We start from the raw sequence: 15,331 nt of genomic DNA, 5'->3' as shown, positions 1-15,331 counted from the left end.
GACCGCCGCGCCCCCGCTAAAATGCTGGAATGTCACGCCGCCTCACCCTCGTCCTCGGTGGTGCCCGCTCGGGCAAGAGCCACCACGCCGAACAGCTCGCGCTGCAATGCGCGGGGCCGGTCACGTACGTCGCCACCGCCGGCGAGGGCGACGAAGAGATGCAATTGCGCGTGGCCCTCCACCGCGCGCGACGCCCGGCCGATTGGGGGCTGGTCGAAGAGCCCGTGCGCCTGGCCGAAGCGCTCTACACGCACGCGCAGCACGGTGGCTGCGTGCTGGTCGATTGCATGACGCTGTGGCTCAACAATCTGCTCTTCTCAGAGCACCACGAATACCCCGAGACGGGCCTCGTCACGCCACCCGAAGCCTGGACAGCCGAGATCGATGCGCTACTCACCGCGCTGCCGCTGCTGCCTGGCGAGGTCATCCTCGTGAGCAACGAGATCGGCCTGGGTGTGGTGCCGATGGGCGCCGTCACACGTTTCTACGTGGATGAGCTGGGCCGGCTGAACCAACGTCTGGCCGCGCTGGCCGACAACGTGCATCTGCTGGTGGCCGGCATCCCGATGGTGGTGAAAGGGCCGTCACTCGGCGCAGCAACGTGAGCGTGTTGTCGGGCGGTGTATTCGATCTTGGGTGGCCGCTCGTGACGCTGGCCGCGCTCGCGGGCGTGCTGCTCGACCGGCTGTTCGGCGAGGTGCCGCGTTGGCATCCGCTGGTCGGCTTTGGACACGTCGCCACTGCGATTGAGCGCTGCATGAACCGCGCACCGGCTGCGTTGGCGTGGTCGCGCATCGTCGGTCTCCTTGCATGGGCGCTCGCCGTGCTGCCGTTCGTGCTGCTGGCGGGATGGCTCGTCGTCATGATGCGTGATGTGTCGCCATGGCGGGTGGCGGCGCTTGATGCCATCGCACTCTATTTCGCCATCGGCGCGCGCAGTCTGCATGACCACATCGCGCCGATAGCGCTTGCGCTGCGCGATGCGGATCTGCCCCGCGCACGAGCCCTCGCCTCGCGCATCGTCTCGCGTGACCTCACACAAGCCGCGGATGAGCCCATCGCCCGCGCCGCGGTGGAATCAGCGTTGGAAAACGGCAGCGATGCCGTCTTCGCGCCGCTGTTCTGGCTTGTGGTGGCGGGCGCGCCGGGCGTGGTGCTGTATCGGTTGGCCAATACGCTTGATGCAATGTGGGGCTACCGCAATGCGCGCTTTACCGGCTTTGGCTGGGCGGCCGCACGCATCGACGACGTGCTCAACTGGATTCCCGCGCGAGTCACGGCAATCAGCTACGCGCTGCTTGGCCACACGGCCGATGCGCTGCGCTGCTGGCGCACGCAAGCCCCGCAATGGTCGAGCCCGAACGCCGGCCCCGTGATGGCCGCAGGCGCGGGCAGCCTGCGCGTTCAGCTCGGTGGCGCCGCACGCTACGAAGGCGTGGAAGAAGCGCGCCCTTCGCTCGGCACCGGCCAGCCGGCGACCGCAACCGATATCGCGCGGGCATTGACGCTCGTGTCGCGTACGTTGTGGTTGTGGCTCGGCGCACTCGGCTTGAGTGCAGCGTTGGCGTGGGGCCTGTCGTGACCGCAATCGTCCACGGCGGCAATCTCGCGGCCGCACGCACGCTGTACGGAGAGCCTGCCGGCGGCTGGCTTGACCTGTCCACAGGCATCAACCCGCACGGCTACCCCATCCCGCCGATCCCACCCGATGCTTGGTTGCGCCTGCCCGAAGACGATGGCCTCGAAGCGCAGGCCGCCGCGCACTACGGCGTGATCGACGCGCGCGCCGTGCTGGCGGTTGCGGGCTCCCAGGCAGCAATCCGCACGCTGCCGACCCTGCTGCCACGTGGGCGTGCCGGCATCGCGCAGATCGGCTACAGCGAATACGCGCCCGCCTTTGCGCGCGCCGGCCACGACGTCGTGCCCCTACCCGAAGCCGCCTTCCTCGGCGACCTGCCAAACGACGTGCAGCACCTGGTTGTCGTCAACCCGAACAACCCGACGGCGCGCGTGCTGCCGGCAGAAACCCTGCGCGATTGGCATACGCGCCTGCATGCGCGCGGCGGTACGTTGATCGTGGATGAGGCCTTTATCGAAGCGTTCGACGATGGCCCCACATTGGCGCCCCTGGCTGGAATGCCGGGGCTCGTGGTGCTGCGCTCGATCGGAAAGTTCTACGGGCTGGCGGGCGCCCGCATCGGCTTCGCGCTGGCGGCGCCTGAGCTGCTGTGCCCGCTGCGCGAGGCGCTGGGGCACTGGACGGTCAACGGCCCGGCCCGTGCCGTGGTGCGTGCAGCGCTGGCCGATACCGCCTGGCAAGTTTCAACGCGCGCGCAACTGCGGGATGCGGGGGCGCGGCTCTCGGCGTTGCTGGATCGCCACGGCCTGCCGAATGCCGCCACACCGCTGTTTGCCTGGGCACACGCCCCACATGCGCGAGCGCTCCATGCAGGCCTAGCGCGCCTCGGCATCTGGACCCGCCTGTTCGATGCGCCCATCAGCGGCTTGCGCTTCGGCCTGCCCCCGGATGAAACCGGATGGCAACGCTTTGCCGATGCGCTAGCATCGCTGTCGCGCTCCGCTTGACCTGCCCCCCGATGCCCGTTCGTCTATCTCGTCTCGCCCGTCGCCTGTATGCGTGCGGCCTCTCCGCCATTGCGCTCACGATCGCTGCCACACCGGCACTTGCCGCCATTTCCGTCACAGACGATAGCGGTGCCACCGTTACGCTGCAGCGCCCCGCGCAACGCATCGTCAGTCTCGCGCCGCATGCGACCGAGCTGCTGTTCGCGGCCGGCGGCGGCGCACGCATCGTCGGCACCGTGGCTTACAGCGACTACCCGCCACCCGCGCGCGACATTCCTCACGTCGGCGATAACCGCTCGCTCGATCTGGAGCGCATCGCCGCCCTCAAGCCCGATCTGGTGGTGGTCTGGCGTCACGGCAACGCGCAGAAGCAGATCGACCGGCTGCGTGCGCTGGGCATTCCGTTGTTCTTCTCCGAGCCGCATCGCATGAGCGATATTCCGCGCTCGATCGAGGCACTCGGTACGCTGCTCGACACCCGTGCCAGCGCGCACGACGCGGCCCAGCAGTTTCGCCTACGCGCCGATACGCTGCGCCAGCGCTACGCTAGCCGACCGCCGGTTTCGGTGTTCTACCAGGTATGGGAACAGCCGCTGATGACGCTCAACGGCCAGCACATCTTCTCTGACATGCTGACGTTGTGCGGCGGCCGCAATGTGTTTGCCAGCGAGCCCTTGCTGGTGCCGACCGTTTCGCCGGAAGCCGTCATCGCAGCGAACCCCGAAGTGTTGCTGACCGCGAGCATGGGCGCCACACAAGGCAGCCGCCCCATCGATACGCTCGACGCGTGGAAGCGCTGGCCGCAATTGCTGGCCGTGCAGCGCGGCAACCTCTTCACCATCAACGGCGACCTGATCAACCGGTTCGGACCACGCCTGGTGGAAGCGGCAACGCTGTTGTGCGAAGACTTGGAACAAGCCCGCATGCGGCGCCTCGGTTCACAAACCACCAACGGGTTAAGTCGCTGAACCGCGTCGCCGGTCAACGGTTCCAGAACAGCAGCACCGGTAACGCGCCGGGCTGCACGCGAAAGCCGCAGACCGCCCCCCATTGCAGCGGCCATTGCAGCGTCTCGGCCAACGGCCGTTGCAACCAATGCGCCGCCAGCGCACGCATGCAGCCGGCATGCGTCACCGCCCACACGCAAGGCGCGGGCGTTTCGCTTGTTGCCTCGGCCCAGGTCGTCACGCGCGCCAGCAAATCTGCCGCCGATTCCCCGCCATGCGGATTGCCGTGCACGAGATCGCGCGCCCACTGGTCAATTTCCGCGCGCGGGATGTCATCCCACTGGCAGCCTTCCCAGGCGCCAAAATCGAGTTCCATCAATTGCGCATCGATTTCGATCGTGGGAAGTTGAGCCGCTTGCGCTAGGGCTTCGGCCGTCAGGCGGCTGCGTTGCAACGGACTCGCCAACAGGCGATGTGGAGTGTGCGCGCCGAGTTTCTCGACGATGGCCGAAGGCTCGGGGTCCATCGGCGAAGCCAGCTCCAGATCGGTACGGCCATAGCAGAGACCCGCCGTCATGGCTGGCCGCGCGTGGCGGATCAGGATGACATCCATGCCAGCAGCCCCCACAGAATCAGCACCTCGAACATCTGCTGCGCCATCCCCAGACAATCCCCCGTGATGCCGCCGATGCGGCGCACGAAATATCGACCCAGCAGCCAGCGCGCAACGATCAACCCGACGACAACGAGCGCCGTGCACATCGGCCCGAACCACAGCAGAGGCGCGATGCCGAACACGCCGGCCCACAAGGCATCGCTCCATCGCATGCGTTGCGCAACTGGCTTGGCCTTGCCTTCAGCGCGCACGTAGTCGTGGGTGAGCAGGTAGCTGACGGCCGCCGCGCGGCTTGCAGCATGCGCGCTCACCATTGCAACGAGGATGGCGAGGCCATGCGGCGCCATCGCGCTCAGCAATTGCCACTTCAGCAGCAACGCCATGCACACGGCAATCGCCCCGAACGCACCGATGCGCGAATCGTGCATGATGCGCAGCCGATCTTCCGGCGTGTAGCCACCGCCAAAGCCGTCTGCGCAATCGGCGAGACCGTCTTCATGAAACGCTCCGGTCAGCAACAACGTAGCCACCATCGACACAGCCACCGCCACACCTGACGCGGGCACCGTGCGCGACGCAAGCCAATACACCGATGCTGCTACGGCGCCCACCAGCCAGCCGATCAGCGGAAAGTAGCGCGCCGCGCGATTCAACCCTGCTTGCGAGAACCCAACCGACACCGGCACAGGGATGCGGGTGAAATACCCGACCGCTGTCCACAGCGCTTGCCAATGTTCACGCAAGGCGTTCATGGCTATGCGCGCTCGCTCACGCCTGCGCTGGCGAAGGTCGCCATCTCGCGCAGGAACGCCACCGCTGACACGACCACCGGATACGCCAGCACCGCGCCACTGCCCTCCCCCAACCGCAATGACAGCGACAGCAGCGGCCGCGCATCGAGCACCTCCAGCAGCGCACGATGCCCGCGCTCGTCCGACACATGCCCGAACACGCAATAGCCCAGTACGTCGGGCGCTACCTGTGCCGCCACCAGAACTGCGGCCGTGGCGATGAACCCGTCGACGAGGACGACCATGCGCCGCTGCGCCGCTTCAAGCACCGCACCCACCATCGCCGCGACCTCAAAACCGCCGAAGCACGCAAGCACGTCCAGCGGCTCACGGACGTCAGCATGCTTGGCCATCGCCGCCTCCAGCACGGCACGCTTGTGGGCTAGGCCGTCATCGTCGAGCCCGGTGCCGCGGCCAACGCATTGCGCGACCGGCAAATCGCATAACCGCGCCATCAGGCATGCGGCAGACGCCGTGTTGGCGATGCCCATTTCGCCCAGTGCGATCACGTTGGTGCCGAGCGCCGCATGGTGTGCCACGCGCTGCGCGCCGAGGGCCATGGCGCGGTCGCGCTCGTCGGCGGTCATGGCGGCTTGCGCAGCACCCTCGTCAGCGAAGTTGCGCGTGCCGGGGCCGACAGGAGCATCGACCAGGCCCGGCGTATCCGCCGTCCACAACGGTGTGGCAACACCGGCGTTCACCACCTCCAATGCAAACCCATGCTGACGGCAGAACACATTGACAGCCGCACCACCCGCGATGAAGTTGAGCACCATCTGCGCGGTCACCGCTTGAGGGTATGCGCTCACGCCAGCGTGGGCGATGCCGTGGTCTGCGGCAAACACCACAATTGCGGGGCGCGTCAGCTGCGGTGTATCGGTGTTCTGGACCAGGCCGATCTGCACGGCCAGCGATTCAAGCCGGCCCAGTGCGCCGAGCGGCTTGGTCTTGCTGTCGACGGCGGCCTGCAGGCGCGCGCGCAACGCATCATCAAATGGTGGAATGTGCATGGCTTGGTTCATTACAGTTCGACTCCCGGCTGCGCCTGGATGCCTTGGGAAAACGCATGCTTGACGAGCGTCATGTCGGTGACGGTATCTGCGGCGCCGATCAATTCGGGCGGCGCGCCGCGCCCGGTAATCACCACGTGCTGCACCGGCGGCCGCGCGCGCAAATCGGCCAGCACGGTCTGCACGTCAAGGTAGTTGTGTTTGAGCGCGATGTTCAGTTCATCCAGCAGCACCAGGCCGATGGTCGGATCGTTCAAGAGTTCGCGCGCGCAGGCCCATGCGGCTTGCGCCTTTTCAATGTCGCGCGTGCGGTCCTGCGTCTCCCACGTGTAGCCCTCGCCCATCACGTGGAAGCTGCATTGCTCGGGAAAACGGCGTAGGAAACGCTCCTCGCCCGTCGGGATCGCTCCCTTGATGAACTGCACCACACCGACCTGCATGTCGTGGCCCATGGCACGGATCACCATGCCAAAGCCGGAGCTGGATTTGCCTTTGCCGTTACCGGTGTTGACGAGCAGCACTCCGCGCACGTCGGTGGCGGCGGCGATCTTGGTATCCACTACGGCCTTCTTGCGCTGCATGCGCGAGCGGTGGCGTTCGTTCAGCGCGTCATCGTTGTCTTCAGTCGTCATCGGAATCACCGGGAATCAAGGCCGTATGGCAGCCGTCGGCCACCTCGGCAATAGGAGTGCGCAGCACGCGCGCGCAGTGCTCGGCGGTGAGCACATCGGCCGCGATGCCCGAGGTAGTGTGCCCCGCGCCGTCCATCAGCAGCGCGTGCGTAGCAAAGCGGCGTGCGAGGTTCAAGTCATGCACGGTCAGAACGACCAGCCAGCCGTGTTTGCGGCAGCCTTCGCGCAGCAGGCGAAGCACGGCAACCTGCTGATGCAGGTCAAGGTGCGCGACGGGCTCATCGAGCAGCAGCACGCGCGCCTCCTGTGCCACCACGGCAGCCATCGCCACGCGCTGACGTTCACCGCCGGAAAGCGTGCGCACATCGCGTTGTGCCAGCGACTGCAACTGCAGCGCAGACACCGCTGCATCCACGGCGCTGGCATCGGCGTCGCCCTCCCACTCCCAGCGCGCGAGATGCGGGTGGCGGCCGGTCATCACGGCGTCGTAAACGGTGATGGGGAAGGTGTCATGCAAGGTCTGCGGCAGAAACGCGCGACGACGCGCCATCGCCAGCGCCGGCCAATCGGCAAGCGGGACGCCATCGAGCGTGACGCTGCCGCCGTCTGGCGAGCGCAAGCCCGCCAGTACGGAAAGCCATGTCGACTTGCCCGCGCCGTTCGGCCCGACCACGCACCAGAGCTGGCCCGCGGTCGCCGTCATCGACAACCGCTCGATTAACACGCGCCCATCGATGGTCACCCGCAGATCGTGCAGCGCGAGTTCCGGCGCTGCGTCCAAGTGCGCGAATGCATCCGGTGCAGGACGTGGGCGGCGCCACCAACTCATCGCGCGCTCCGCATCAGCAGGTAAAGAAACGTCGGAACCCCCAGCAGGGTGGTGATCACGCCCACGGGCAGCTGCGTTGGGGCGATCAGCGTTCGGGCGATCAGGTCGGCCAGCATCAGAAGGCCCCCGCCGGCCATCGCCGTAGCGGGCAAATGGATGCGCACGTCGCGGGTCCACGCCAGGCGCACCATGTGCGGCACCAGCAGGCCGACAAAGGCCACCGAGCCTGCAATCGTAACCGCCACTGCCGTACACAGCGACGCCACCACGTAGATCAACGCGCGCACACGCGCCACCGGCACACCCAGCGCGCGGGCGCGAGTTTCACCGGTCAGCAGCACGTTCAGGTCGCGCGCATGCGGCAACACCACGGCCACCGCCACCACAAGCGCCACCAATGCACCAGCATAACGATCGGCGCCACCGAGGTCGCCGACCATCCAGAAAATCATGCCGCGCAGCTTATTCTCGGGCGCCACCGTCAAGATAAGCGTGATCAGGCCGACCCAGCCGGAAGCCATCACCACGCCACCGAGCAGCAAGCGGGCATTGGCCTCGCCGGGCTCGCCGCGCCACAGGTGCTGACGCGCCAACGCCGCCACCAGCGCCATCGACAGCAATGCCCCGGCTCCAGCACTTGTCTGCACTGCCCACCAAGGCAGCGAAAACAACATCGCCGTAAGTGCCGCCACTGCCCCGCCGCCGGACACGCCCAGCACATACGGATCGGCCAGCGGATTGCGCAGCAGCATCTGCATGAGCGCTCCGGCAAAGGCCAATAGCCCGCCGGCAGCAAATGCAGCGCCCGCACGCGGCAAGCGTAACTCGGTGACGATGCCTGCAGCCAGGCCATCGCCACCGCTATTGCCAAAGAAGAGGGCCCGCCAGACTTCAGCGGGCGACAGCTTCACACTGCCGAGCATCAATGACGCTACCAGCACCGCCACGCACGCAAGCGCCAGCAGCGACCACAGTCGCCAGGCAAAACCGCGTGCGCGCAGTGCAGGTGTTGTCATCGCTTCGGTTCGTGCTGTTGCCACGACAGCGTGAAGAACACTCCACGCGAAGGTGTGTTGTAGCTATACGCTGTCTGGTAGCTTTTGTTGAACAGATTCTCCAAGCGCGCCGACAATGCCCAATCCGGCGTGATTTGATAACGCCCCATCAGATTCACCATGCCATAGCCGCCCATTACGTTGGACGAGAACGACGAATCGCGCCTATCGCCGCTCGCGTTCCATTCCGCACCTGCAGAGAATGGTCCAATGGTCTTGCCCAAATACACGCTACCGAAGTGCCGTGCGCGGCGCGGCAGCACTTGATTCGGTGTGGCCGACAAGTCCTGCGGGTTCTGCATGGTAAAGCTGGCACGCACATCCACGCCATAGATCGCACCGCGGTACGAGGTTTCCAGCCCATTCACACGCGCGCGGTTCACGTTGGCGGCGATGCAGTTGAACGCCGCATCGCACTGCGAGGTGATGAGGTTGCTGTAGTCCGTCTCGAACACCGTCATGCGCACCAGGCCGATCGCGCCGCTATATTCCACTCCCCCTTCCACCGACCGCGCTTTCTCAGGCTGCGCGTTCGGGTTGCCGTAGTTGGGGTAGTACAGATCGTTGAACGTCGGCGCACGAAAGGCGTTGCTTACGCTCGCCACAGCCTTCCACTGCGGGTTGAATGCAAAGCCGTAACCCGCGTAATAGCTGTTGGCGCTACCGAAATCCGAGTAGCGATCACGGCGCAGGTTCAACTGCAGCTGGTGCGGGCCAAACGTGCCCTCGTAGCCCAAGTAAGCCGAATCGACACGGCGGGTGGGCGCGTCATACGCATCGCTGTCGATAGTAGTTTGCGCGTGCTCCAAGCCCACCTTGAGCAACTGCTCGGGCATGAACGCCCAATCGTTCTGCCAGCTCGCCTGCTGGGTGCGCGTGTTGAAGCGACCGTTCTGTACGGCGTTATTGAAATTGACGTTCTTGTCGTCGCCTTGCGAGAGCGTCAGGCGCGTCTTCCAATCCTGCGTGACCTTGCCATCCAGGTAGGCCGACATCGACCGCACCTGGTTATGCGCAATATTGATATCGGTCGAGCTGCCAAAACCGCTGTCGTAACTGGCGTCGCCCCAGGTCTGAAAGTACGTCAGCCCTGCCTGCCAATCCGCGGAAAGGCGATGCGACAACTGCGCCGACACGCTCTTGTTCGTATAAGGGTTGTCGTTCGGGTTGGCATTCTTGGCTTGCAGTGGGTTGATTGCAGAGAACCCGTCGGTCTTGAACTCCGACACTGACACAGCGAACGACGTATCCCCGCGCTCGCCCAGCGAGCCGTTGATACCCGCCTGCGCGCGCTTGGTGTTGCGTGCGCCGTACTCAATCTCTGCGTTGGCCAATGGGGCATGTCCCTTGCCACTGCGCGTGAAGATCTGCACCACGCCGCCAATCGCGTCGGAACCATATAGCGCCGACACGTTGCCGCGAACGACCTCGATATGATCGATCTGGTCGGCCATCAGTTGATCGATCTGCGTGGCCCCCAGCGTGGCGGAACTCACCCGCACACCATCAATGAGAACCAGCGTCTGATTGGAACCGGCACCGCGCATGAAAAGGCTGGCGTTGGTGCCAGGCCCGCCGTTCTGCGCGATTTCGATGCCGGCCTCGCGGCGCAGCAGCGTCACCGCGTCCGGCGCCTGCGAGCGCTCGATATCGGCGCGGCTGATGACCGTCGTGTGCGGCAATGCATCCGACAGGGGCTGCTCGCTGCGCGAGGCCGTCACCACCGTCGGATTCAGTTCACCCACGGGCGTACTGGCTGCCGGTGTATTGCTTTGTGCCCAGGCCGGCACGACTGCACCTGCCATGACCCCCGTTAGTGCGCTGGCAAGCGCGCGCATGGCCGTCCGGGGCATTCGGAGTGGCCGCTTTGTAGTCAAGCTCATGTTGAAAAGACAAGAAGCGTCAGCCGGACCCGTTCCCCCGCAGGTCGCTGGCAGCAGGATCTCGATGCGGTTCCCTCCGGGGCTTCACATCGGCTCTGAGATCCACCGTCCTGGCCGGTATCCGGGCTGGCGAAGCGGCCTGCCCGCCTTCCCATTCCCAGAGGAACAGTGGCGTATGGACAGACCGCGCGGTACCCATCTTCTTCTTGGCGAGATGGCAGGCACACGCGACGTTCGCTTACCGTTGCGGGGGCAGCGCAGGTTGGCGCATCGCTTGGGGCGCGCGCTCCCTGCTTCCCGTTTAACTGCAGATGGTGCTGCGGGCACCAGGACGCCGCGAAGTTTAACGGAAAAGGCACGCTAAACCCGCCCAAGTCGCGGTAAAAACACACCCTTCGCCCTTTGTGCCCGCTGCGTCGCCTCATGCCGCCGCAACTCGCGCATCCGTATGGAGGACAGGCGCGACGCGCATGATCGGCTAAAATCCCCCCACTCGATTCTGATTGACACCCAATGCTGAACGAACTCGAACAACTTGCCGGCAAGATCGCGCGCGTGCTGCGTCACGCCGATGCGCTAGCCGCCGAGAACCAGCGCCTGCACGCCGAAGTCGAGCGGCTTCAGGCGGAAGCCGATGCCTCCAAGACCGAGCGCGACGCGATGGTCGCCGATCGCAGCGTGCTCAATGCCAAGATCGAAGAAGCGCAACTGCGCATCCAATCGATTCTCGACAAGCTGCCCACGGCTACCGACGCGCGCCAGCTTGACCTCCTCGGCCAGGCCGCAGGCGCCGATGAAACAACGGCCGCCCCCGCCCCGCATTCGGAGACCTAAGCATGAGCAGCAAGCAAATTGAAGTGAACATCGCCGGGCAGCCCTACAAGTTTGCCGTCTCGGTCGATAACGAAGCGGCCCTGCGTGAAGCCGCAGCCATGGTCGACAATCAGATGACGCGCATCAAGAACGGCTCGAACACCAAGGGCATCGAGCGCGTTGCCGTGATGGCCGCCATTAGCATCGCGTCGGATTTGCTGTCGATGCAACGCCAGGCCGCGTCCGATTCCGCCCTGCCGATCGACTCGATTCGCGCCAAACTGGCCGACCTGAACGCCCGCACTGACGAGGCGCTGCGCCAGTACGGCGAAGTCATTTGACTCAGTACAAAACGTGTTTGTAACCGGATCGCATCCGGGCTTGGGTTCGGATGCGAACGGGTGTATAGTGTCACCCAATGGCTTCCGGAATCTCCCGCAAACCCTTGCAGCATAAGGCTTTAGCGGCTATAGAGTAGAGAAAAACGGTTGCCGGCGATGAATCTTTCAGACGCATCGCCATGCGCTCGAAACACAGCGTGATGATGCGTCTGACAGTTTCCCTGCCTGGTTCGCCATGGCCATTAATTCCTTGAACCGATAAGCATTGCTTGGTGCGGGATATGCCGTGTGGGCGAGCGCGTCTTCCAGTGCATAGCGTGCGACGCAAGTCGTGGGCTCCCTGTGCTGGTGATGTACCCAAAATGCGGCTTCCGCTGCCACTCTGAACCTCACTTGGGTTCAGGATGCGGGTCTAGCGGCCAAGGTGGGGACCCAACAAAAGGCGGTAGTGCACATGTGCGCTACCGCCTTTTTCTTTGCCTATCCTCGATACACCCGCCATTACCGCACCGCTAATGGCGAGGCCGCGGCCGTGTTGCTATGCTGCGCACACCGTCACCTCCCCGCACGTCGCCCGCGCGCCCCACACGATGGCCACCCAGTACTGGTTGATGAAGTCCGAGCCCGACGAGGCCAGCATCGATACGCTGCACGCCGAAGACACGCTGCCCTGGACCGGCGTTCGCAACTATCAGGCACGCAACTTCATGCGCGACCGCATGCGCATCGGCGACGGCGTGCTGTTCTACCACTCGTCTTGTCCGCAACCCGGCATCGCGGGGCTGGCGGAAGTCTTCTCGACCAGCTATCCCGATCCCACGCAGTTCGACGCCAAGAGCCATTACCACGACCCCGCATCGAAGCCCGAAGCGCCGCGCTGGATGCTCGTCGACGTGAAGTTCGTGCGCAAATGCGCGCTGATTGATCTGCCCACGTTGCGTGCGCAGGAACAGCTCGCCGACATGACGGTGCTGCAACGCGGCAACCGCCTGTCGATCACACCCGTCACACCTGCGCAGTGGCGTTACATCACCACCAAATTGATGCGCGATCCTGAGTGAATGGTTGGCATCGGCGGGGAATTGTTACAAACGTGATGAACGATGCGCGTAACAGCCAGTCAGACGCATCACATTGCTTTTTTGGGAGAACACAATGAAATCTGTCCTGGCCGCAACCATTTTGGGGACTGCAATCATGACGACTGCTTTCGCACAAGCTGCTCCTGAAACGAATCATTCGGGCGTGCTGTCGCTGGATGCGCAGGCCGTGGCCGAAGTGCCGACCGACACCGTCACGCTCACACTGGGCGCCGAGCAGGAAGGCGCGGACCCGGGCGCGATCTCCACGGCCCTGTCGCGAAAGGCCGATGAGGTGATCAACCAGGCAAAACGCACGTCCGGCGTACAGGCAGAGACAGGCGGCTTCAACATCTATCCGAACACCGATCGCAACGGCAAGATCAGCGTCTGGCGTGGCCGTGCGGAAGTGCGCATCACATCGAAGGACTTTGCTGCGGCGTCCAAGCTGGCGGGCCAACTGGCCAACCAGATGCAGGTGCAGAACGTGAACTTCACGCTCTCGCGCGAGGCACGCTCGGCGGCGGAAGCCAAACTGATCGATCAGGCCGTGAATTCGTTCCGCGACAAAGCACTGACGACCACCAAGCTGTTCGGCTACACGAGCTACACGATCCGCGACGTGCATGTGAGCGAGGGCAGCAACAACCCGGGCCCGCGTCCGATGATGCGCATGGCAGCGGCTCCGGCGTCGTACGATTCGGCGCCGGTGCCCATCGAGGGCGGCAAGGCCCAGGTGACGGTGACCGTTTCCGGTGCCGTGCAGATGCTGAAATAAGCAGCGAGCCACTCCATGAAAAAAGCCACCGAAGTTCGGTGGCTTTTTCTTTGTGCGGTAGCAGCGTCAGGCGTGCGCCTGGCTTTTTTCGCCGTTGCCTGCACGACGATACGACCAGACCAGCATGGCGATGCCGATCAGGATCATCGGCAACGACAGCCACTGCCCCATCGACAGGTTCGCCGCCAGCAGGCCGAGGAAGTTGTCCGGCTCGCGGGCAAACTCCGCAATGAAGCGGAACACGCCGTAGCCGAGCAGGAATGCGCCAGACACCGCACCCATCGGTCGCGGTTTGCGCGCGTACAGCCACAGCAGGATGAAGAACAGCACGCCCTCGCCGAGGAACTGGTAGATCTGCGAGGGGTGGCGCGGCAGCATGTGGTACTGGTCGAACAGAGCTTGCACGCCGCTGGTGACGGCCTCTTGCGCGTGCGAGAGCAGCCACTCCCGGTCTTCGCCCTGCGCCTGCGGGAACATCATCGCCCAAGGCAGATTGGGCGACGACACACGGCCCCACAGCTCGCCGTTGATGAAATTGCCAAGGCGCCCCGCTGCGAGGCCGCACGGCACCATCGGCGCGATGAAGTCGGTCACCTGCATCCACGAGCGGCCGCGCATGCGCGCATACAGCATCATCGCGACGACCACACCGAGGAAGCCGCCGTGGAAGGCCATGCCGCCTTCCCAAACCTTGAAGATGTCGAGCGGGTGGGCGAAATACCAGTCGGGCTTGTAGAACAGCACGTAGCCCAGGCGCCCGCCCAGAATCACGCCCAGCACGCCGTAGAAGAGCATGTCGTCGAGGTCGCGGCCGGTCCAGCCTTCGGCGGCGATGTGTGGCTGGCGCGTGCGCAGGCGGCCGAACCACAGGAACATGATGAACGCCGCCAGATACATCAGGCCGTACCAGCGGATGGCGAGCGGCCCCAGATGCAGGGCGACGGGGTCGAATTGCGGATGGATGAGCATGAATCCTGTGGGTTTCAGGTTTGGTTGTCTTCTTGCAGCTTGGCAACAGCTTCGGCACTGGCCACGAACCACGGCAGCACCGGCGAAGCCGCATCTCGCCGCCACACGAGCCCGGTCTCGATGAACGGGCTTGGCGCGGCAAGTTCGAGATAGACCACGCCGGTCCGCTGCAGGTTGCATAGCGATGCCGGGACCAGCGCAATCCCCATCTCAGCGGAGACCAGGCTGACGATGGTCTGCATCTGGATGGCTTCCTGGCCAATGCGCATCGCGGCCCCAGATTCTCCTGGCCGGCCGCCGTGCGCGGCATGATAGCCGGTAATGATGTCATACAGCGCAGGCGCGGACCGGCGCGGGAAGATGATGAGCGATTCGGCCGCCGCATCCGCCAAGGCAATGGGCTGGCCCGGCACCACGCCCCATTGCGCTGCGCGCGATGCGGGCACCGCCAGCACAAGGCGCTCGCGCACCAGCGGGCGGTATTCCAGCTCGCCGGGCACCGAGCCAGCGTGATGCGCGATCACGACACCCGCGTCCACATCGCCGGCCAGGAGCGCTTCGATCTGCACATCGCTGGTGGCCTCGCGCAGCAGAAGCTGCACCTCGGGCCGCGCGTCGCGAAAGTGCCGCAGCAAGGCGGGCAGGATGCCGTAATCGGCGGTGCTGACGAAGGACAGCGACAGCGAGCCAACCTCCCCGCGCGCCAGCCGCTGCGCCAGACCGGGCAGCGCATTCGCCTCGGCAAGCACACGCCGCACCTCGACCAGCCAGCGCGCACCGACGGCCGTCAACGCCACGGAGCGCTGCGTGCGATGAAACAGCGTGACCCCGAGTTCGTCTTCCAGCGCGCGAATCTGCTGCGACAGCGGCGGCTGCGTCATCGAAAGACGCTCGGCGGCGCGCCCGAAATGCAATTCCTCTGCAACGGTCACAAAGTAGCGAAGCTGGCGCAGATCCATATCGGCGATTGATATATTTTTCGAATCAATAATCAATCAATAA

17 protein-coding genes, 1 other RNA gene and 1 riboswitch are annotated in these 15,331 nt (G+C 64.9%); of the genes, 9 read left to right on the top strand and 9 right to left on the bottom strand.

Annotated elements, in window-relative coordinates:
• The first annotated feature begins 29 nt into the window (after positions 1 to 29).
• From cobU to DOD19_RS03125, 4 genes are read left to right on the top strand one after another with little or no spacing between them, the layout of a single operon-like run.
• Positions 30 to 605: a bifunctional adenosylcobinamide kinase/adenosylcobinamide-phosphate guanylyltransferase gene (gene cobU / locus DOD19_RS03140; protein WP_112183947.1), complete on the top strand. Its 576-nt coding sequence runs from the start codon at positions 30 to 32 to the stop codon at positions 603 to 605.
• A complete protein-coding gene (gene cbiB, locus DOD19_RS03135; protein ID WP_112183945.1) occupies positions 602 to 1,582 on the top strand; it encodes an adenosylcobinamide-phosphate synthase CbiB in 981 nt (326 codons plus the stop codon). The genes cobU and cbiB overlap by 4 nt, the downstream gene beginning before the upstream one ends.
• Positions 1,579 to 2,586 carry a threonine-phosphate decarboxylase CobD gene (gene cobD, locus DOD19_RS03130; RefSeq protein WP_112184315.1) on the top strand — a complete coding sequence of 336 codons (1,008 nt, stop codon included), beginning with the start codon at positions 1,579 to 1,581 and terminating at the stop codon, positions 2,584 to 2,586. Before cbiB ends, cobD begins: the two co-directional genes overlap by 4 nt.
• Positions 2,587 to 2,597: 11 nt before the next feature.
• Complete coding sequence (locus DOD19_RS03125) at positions 2,598 to 3,554, top strand: cobalamin-binding protein (RefSeq protein WP_112183943.1); 957 nt, start codon at positions 2,598 to 2,600, stop codon at positions 3,552 to 3,554.
• Positions 3,555 to 3,567: 13 nt separating this feature from the next.
• Here DOD19_RS03125 and cobC read toward each other — a convergent pair whose 3' ends face one another.
• Genes cobC through DOD19_RS03090 form a run of 7 tightly spaced genes read right to left on the bottom strand, consistent with a single transcriptional unit; the run spans position 3,568 to position 10,319 of the window.
• Entirely contained in the window at positions 3,568 to 4,146 is a 579-nt protein-coding gene (gene cobC / locus DOD19_RS03120) for an alpha-ribazole phosphatase (protein ID WP_024975028.1), read from the bottom strand.
• Positions 4,131 to 4,901 carry an adenosylcobinamide-GDP ribazoletransferase gene (locus DOD19_RS03115; protein ID WP_112183941.1) on the bottom strand — a complete coding sequence of 257 codons (771 nt, stop codon included), beginning with the start codon at positions 4,899 to 4,901 and terminating at the stop codon, positions 4,131 to 4,133. Before DOD19_RS03115 ends, cobC begins: the two co-directional genes overlap by 16 nt.
• A gap of 2 nt (positions 4,902 to 4,903) precedes the next feature.
• Positions 4,904 to 5,950 carry a nicotinate-nucleotide--dimethylbenzimidazole phosphoribosyltransferase gene (cobT, locus tag DOD19_RS03110; protein WP_239497951.1) on the bottom strand — a complete coding sequence of 349 codons (1,047 nt, stop codon included), beginning with the start codon at positions 5,948 to 5,950 and terminating at the stop codon, positions 4,904 to 4,906.
• A gap of 11 nt (positions 5,951 to 5,961) precedes the next feature.
• A complete protein-coding gene (cobO, locus tag DOD19_RS03105; RefSeq protein WP_112183937.1) occupies positions 5,962 to 6,582 on the bottom strand; it encodes a cob(I)yrinic acid a,c-diamide adenosyltransferase in 621 nt (206 codons plus the stop codon).
• Complete coding sequence (locus tag DOD19_RS03100) at positions 6,572 to 7,411, bottom strand: ABC transporter ATP-binding protein (RefSeq protein WP_112183935.1); 840 nt, start codon at positions 7,409 to 7,411, stop codon at positions 6,572 to 6,574. Before DOD19_RS03100 ends, cobO begins: the two co-directional genes overlap by 11 nt.
• Entirely contained in the window at positions 7,408 to 8,427 is a 1,020-nt protein-coding gene (locus DOD19_RS03095; RefSeq protein ID WP_024975024.1) for an iron ABC transporter permease, read from the bottom strand. Before DOD19_RS03095 ends, DOD19_RS03100 begins: the two co-directional genes overlap by 4 nt.
• Positions 8,424 to 10,319: a TonB-dependent receptor gene (locus DOD19_RS03090; RefSeq protein ID WP_204360025.1), complete on the bottom strand. Its 1,896-nt coding sequence runs from the start codon at positions 10,317 to 10,319 to the stop codon at positions 8,424 to 8,426. Before DOD19_RS03090 ends, DOD19_RS03095 begins: the two co-directional genes overlap by 4 nt.
• A 124-nt stretch (positions 10,320 to 10,443) precedes the next feature.
• Positions 10,444 to 10,695, bottom strand: a riboswitch (cobalamin riboswitch).
• Between the two features lie 167 nt (positions 10,696 to 10,862).
• Between DOD19_RS03090 and DOD19_RS03085 the strand changes: the two genes are divergently transcribed.
• The 5 genes from DOD19_RS03085 (at position 10,863) to DOD19_RS03065 (ending at position 13,360) form a co-directional block, all read left to right on the top strand.
• Positions 10,863 to 11,183 carry a hypothetical protein gene (locus tag DOD19_RS03085; RefSeq protein WP_112183933.1) on the top strand — a complete coding sequence of 107 codons (321 nt, stop codon included), beginning with the start codon at positions 10,863 to 10,865 and terminating at the stop codon, positions 11,181 to 11,183.
• 2 nt (positions 11,184 to 11,185) lie between these two features.
• Positions 11,186 to 11,503 (top strand): cell division protein ZapA, encoded by a 318-nt coding sequence (locus DOD19_RS03080; RefSeq protein WP_045202841.1) that lies wholly within the window; start codon positions 11,186 to 11,188, stop codon positions 11,501 to 11,503.
• Positions 11,504 to 11,718: 215 nt separating this feature from the next.
• Positions 11,719 to 11,938, top strand: a non-coding RNA gene (ssrS, locus tag DOD19_RS03075) — 6S RNA.
• Between the two features lie 155 nt (positions 11,939 to 12,093).
• A complete protein-coding gene (locus DOD19_RS03070; protein ID WP_112183931.1) occupies positions 12,094 to 12,564 on the top strand; it encodes an EVE domain-containing protein in 471 nt (156 codons plus the stop codon).
• Between the two features lie 94 nt (positions 12,565 to 12,658).
• On the top strand, positions 12,659 to 13,360 hold the full coding sequence (locus DOD19_RS03065) for an SIMPL domain-containing protein (RefSeq protein ID WP_024975019.1): 702 nt from the start codon (positions 12,659 to 12,661) through the stop codon (positions 13,358 to 13,360).
• A 66-nt stretch (positions 13,361 to 13,426) separates the two neighbouring features.
• Here DOD19_RS03065 and lgt read toward each other — a convergent pair whose 3' ends face one another.
• The gene (gene lgt / locus DOD19_RS03060) at positions 13,427 to 14,329 is read right to left on the bottom strand and encodes a prolipoprotein diacylglyceryl transferase (protein WP_024975018.1); all 903 of its coding nucleotides are present in this window, start codon (positions 14,327 to 14,329) and stop codon (positions 13,427 to 13,429) included.
• A gap of 14 nt (positions 14,330 to 14,343) precedes the next feature.
• Positions 14,344 to 15,288 (bottom strand): LysR substrate-binding domain-containing protein, encoded by a 945-nt coding sequence (locus DOD19_RS03055; protein ID WP_112183929.1) that lies wholly within the window; start codon positions 15,286 to 15,288, stop codon positions 14,344 to 14,346.
• Between the last annotated feature and the right edge of the window lie 43 nt (positions 15,289 to 15,331).

Origin of the sequence: Ralstonia sp. GX3-BWBA (assembly GCF_003290055.1) — a bacterium.
GTDB classification, from domain to species: Bacteria; Pseudomonadota; Gammaproteobacteria; order Burkholderiales; family Burkholderiaceae; genus Ralstonia; species Ralstonia holmesii.
This window is presented reverse-complemented; position numbering and strand designations above follow the sequence as displayed.

Excerpts from the sequence above, each read along its gene's own strand:
- DOD19_RS03065 (WP_024975019.1), top strand. The coding sequence starts at position 12,659 with ATGAAATCTGTCCTGGCCGCAACCATTTTGGGGACTGCAATCATGACG.
- lgt (WP_024975018.1), bottom strand. The coding sequence starts at position 14,329 with ATGCTCATCCATCCGCAATTCGACCCCGTCGCCCTGCATCTGGGGCCG.
- cobC (WP_024975028.1), bottom strand. The coding sequence starts at position 4,146 with ATGGATGTCATCCTGATCCGCCACGCGCGGCCAGCCATGACGGCGGGT.
- cobU (WP_112183947.1), top strand. The coding sequence starts at position 30 with ATGTCACGCCGCCTCACCCTCGTCCTCGGTGGTGCCCGCTCGGGCAAG.
- DOD19_RS03125 (WP_112183943.1), top strand. The coding sequence starts at position 2,598 with ATGCCCGTTCGTCTATCTCGTCTCGCCCGTCGCCTGTATGCGTGCGGC.
- DOD19_RS03070 (WP_112183931.1), top strand. The coding sequence starts at position 12,094 with ATGGCCACCCAGTACTGGTTGATGAAGTCCGAGCCCGACGAGGCCAGC.
- cobT (WP_239497951.1), bottom strand. The coding sequence starts at position 5,950 with ATGCACATTCCACCATTTGATGATGCGTTGCGCGCGCGCCTGCAGGCC.
- DOD19_RS03055 (WP_112183929.1), bottom strand. The coding sequence starts at position 15,288 with ATGGATCTGCGCCAGCTTCGCTACTTTGTGACCGTTGCAGAGGAATTG.
- DOD19_RS03100 (WP_112183935.1), bottom strand. The coding sequence starts at position 7,411 with ATGAGTTGGTGGCGCCGCCCACGTCCTGCACCGGATGCATTCGCGCAC.
- DOD19_RS03095 (WP_024975024.1), bottom strand. The coding sequence starts at position 8,427 with ATGACAACACCTGCACTGCGCGCACGCGGTTTTGCCTGGCGACTGTGG.
- cobO (WP_112183937.1), bottom strand. The coding sequence starts at position 6,582 with ATGACGACTGAAGACAACGATGACGCGCTGAACGAACGCCACCGCTCG.
- DOD19_RS03115 (WP_112183941.1), bottom strand. The coding sequence starts at position 4,901 with ATGAACGCCTTGCGTGAACATTGGCAAGCGCTGTGGACAGCGGTCGGG.
- DOD19_RS03090 (WP_204360025.1), bottom strand. The coding sequence starts at position 10,319 with ATGCCCCGGACGGCCATGCGCGCGCTTGCCAGCGCACTAACGGGGGTC.
- DOD19_RS03080 (WP_045202841.1), top strand. The coding sequence starts at position 11,186 with ATGAGCAGCAAGCAAATTGAAGTGAACATCGCCGGGCAGCCCTACAAG.
- DOD19_RS03085 (WP_112183933.1), top strand. The coding sequence starts at position 10,863 with ATGCTGAACGAACTCGAACAACTTGCCGGCAAGATCGCGCGCGTGCTG.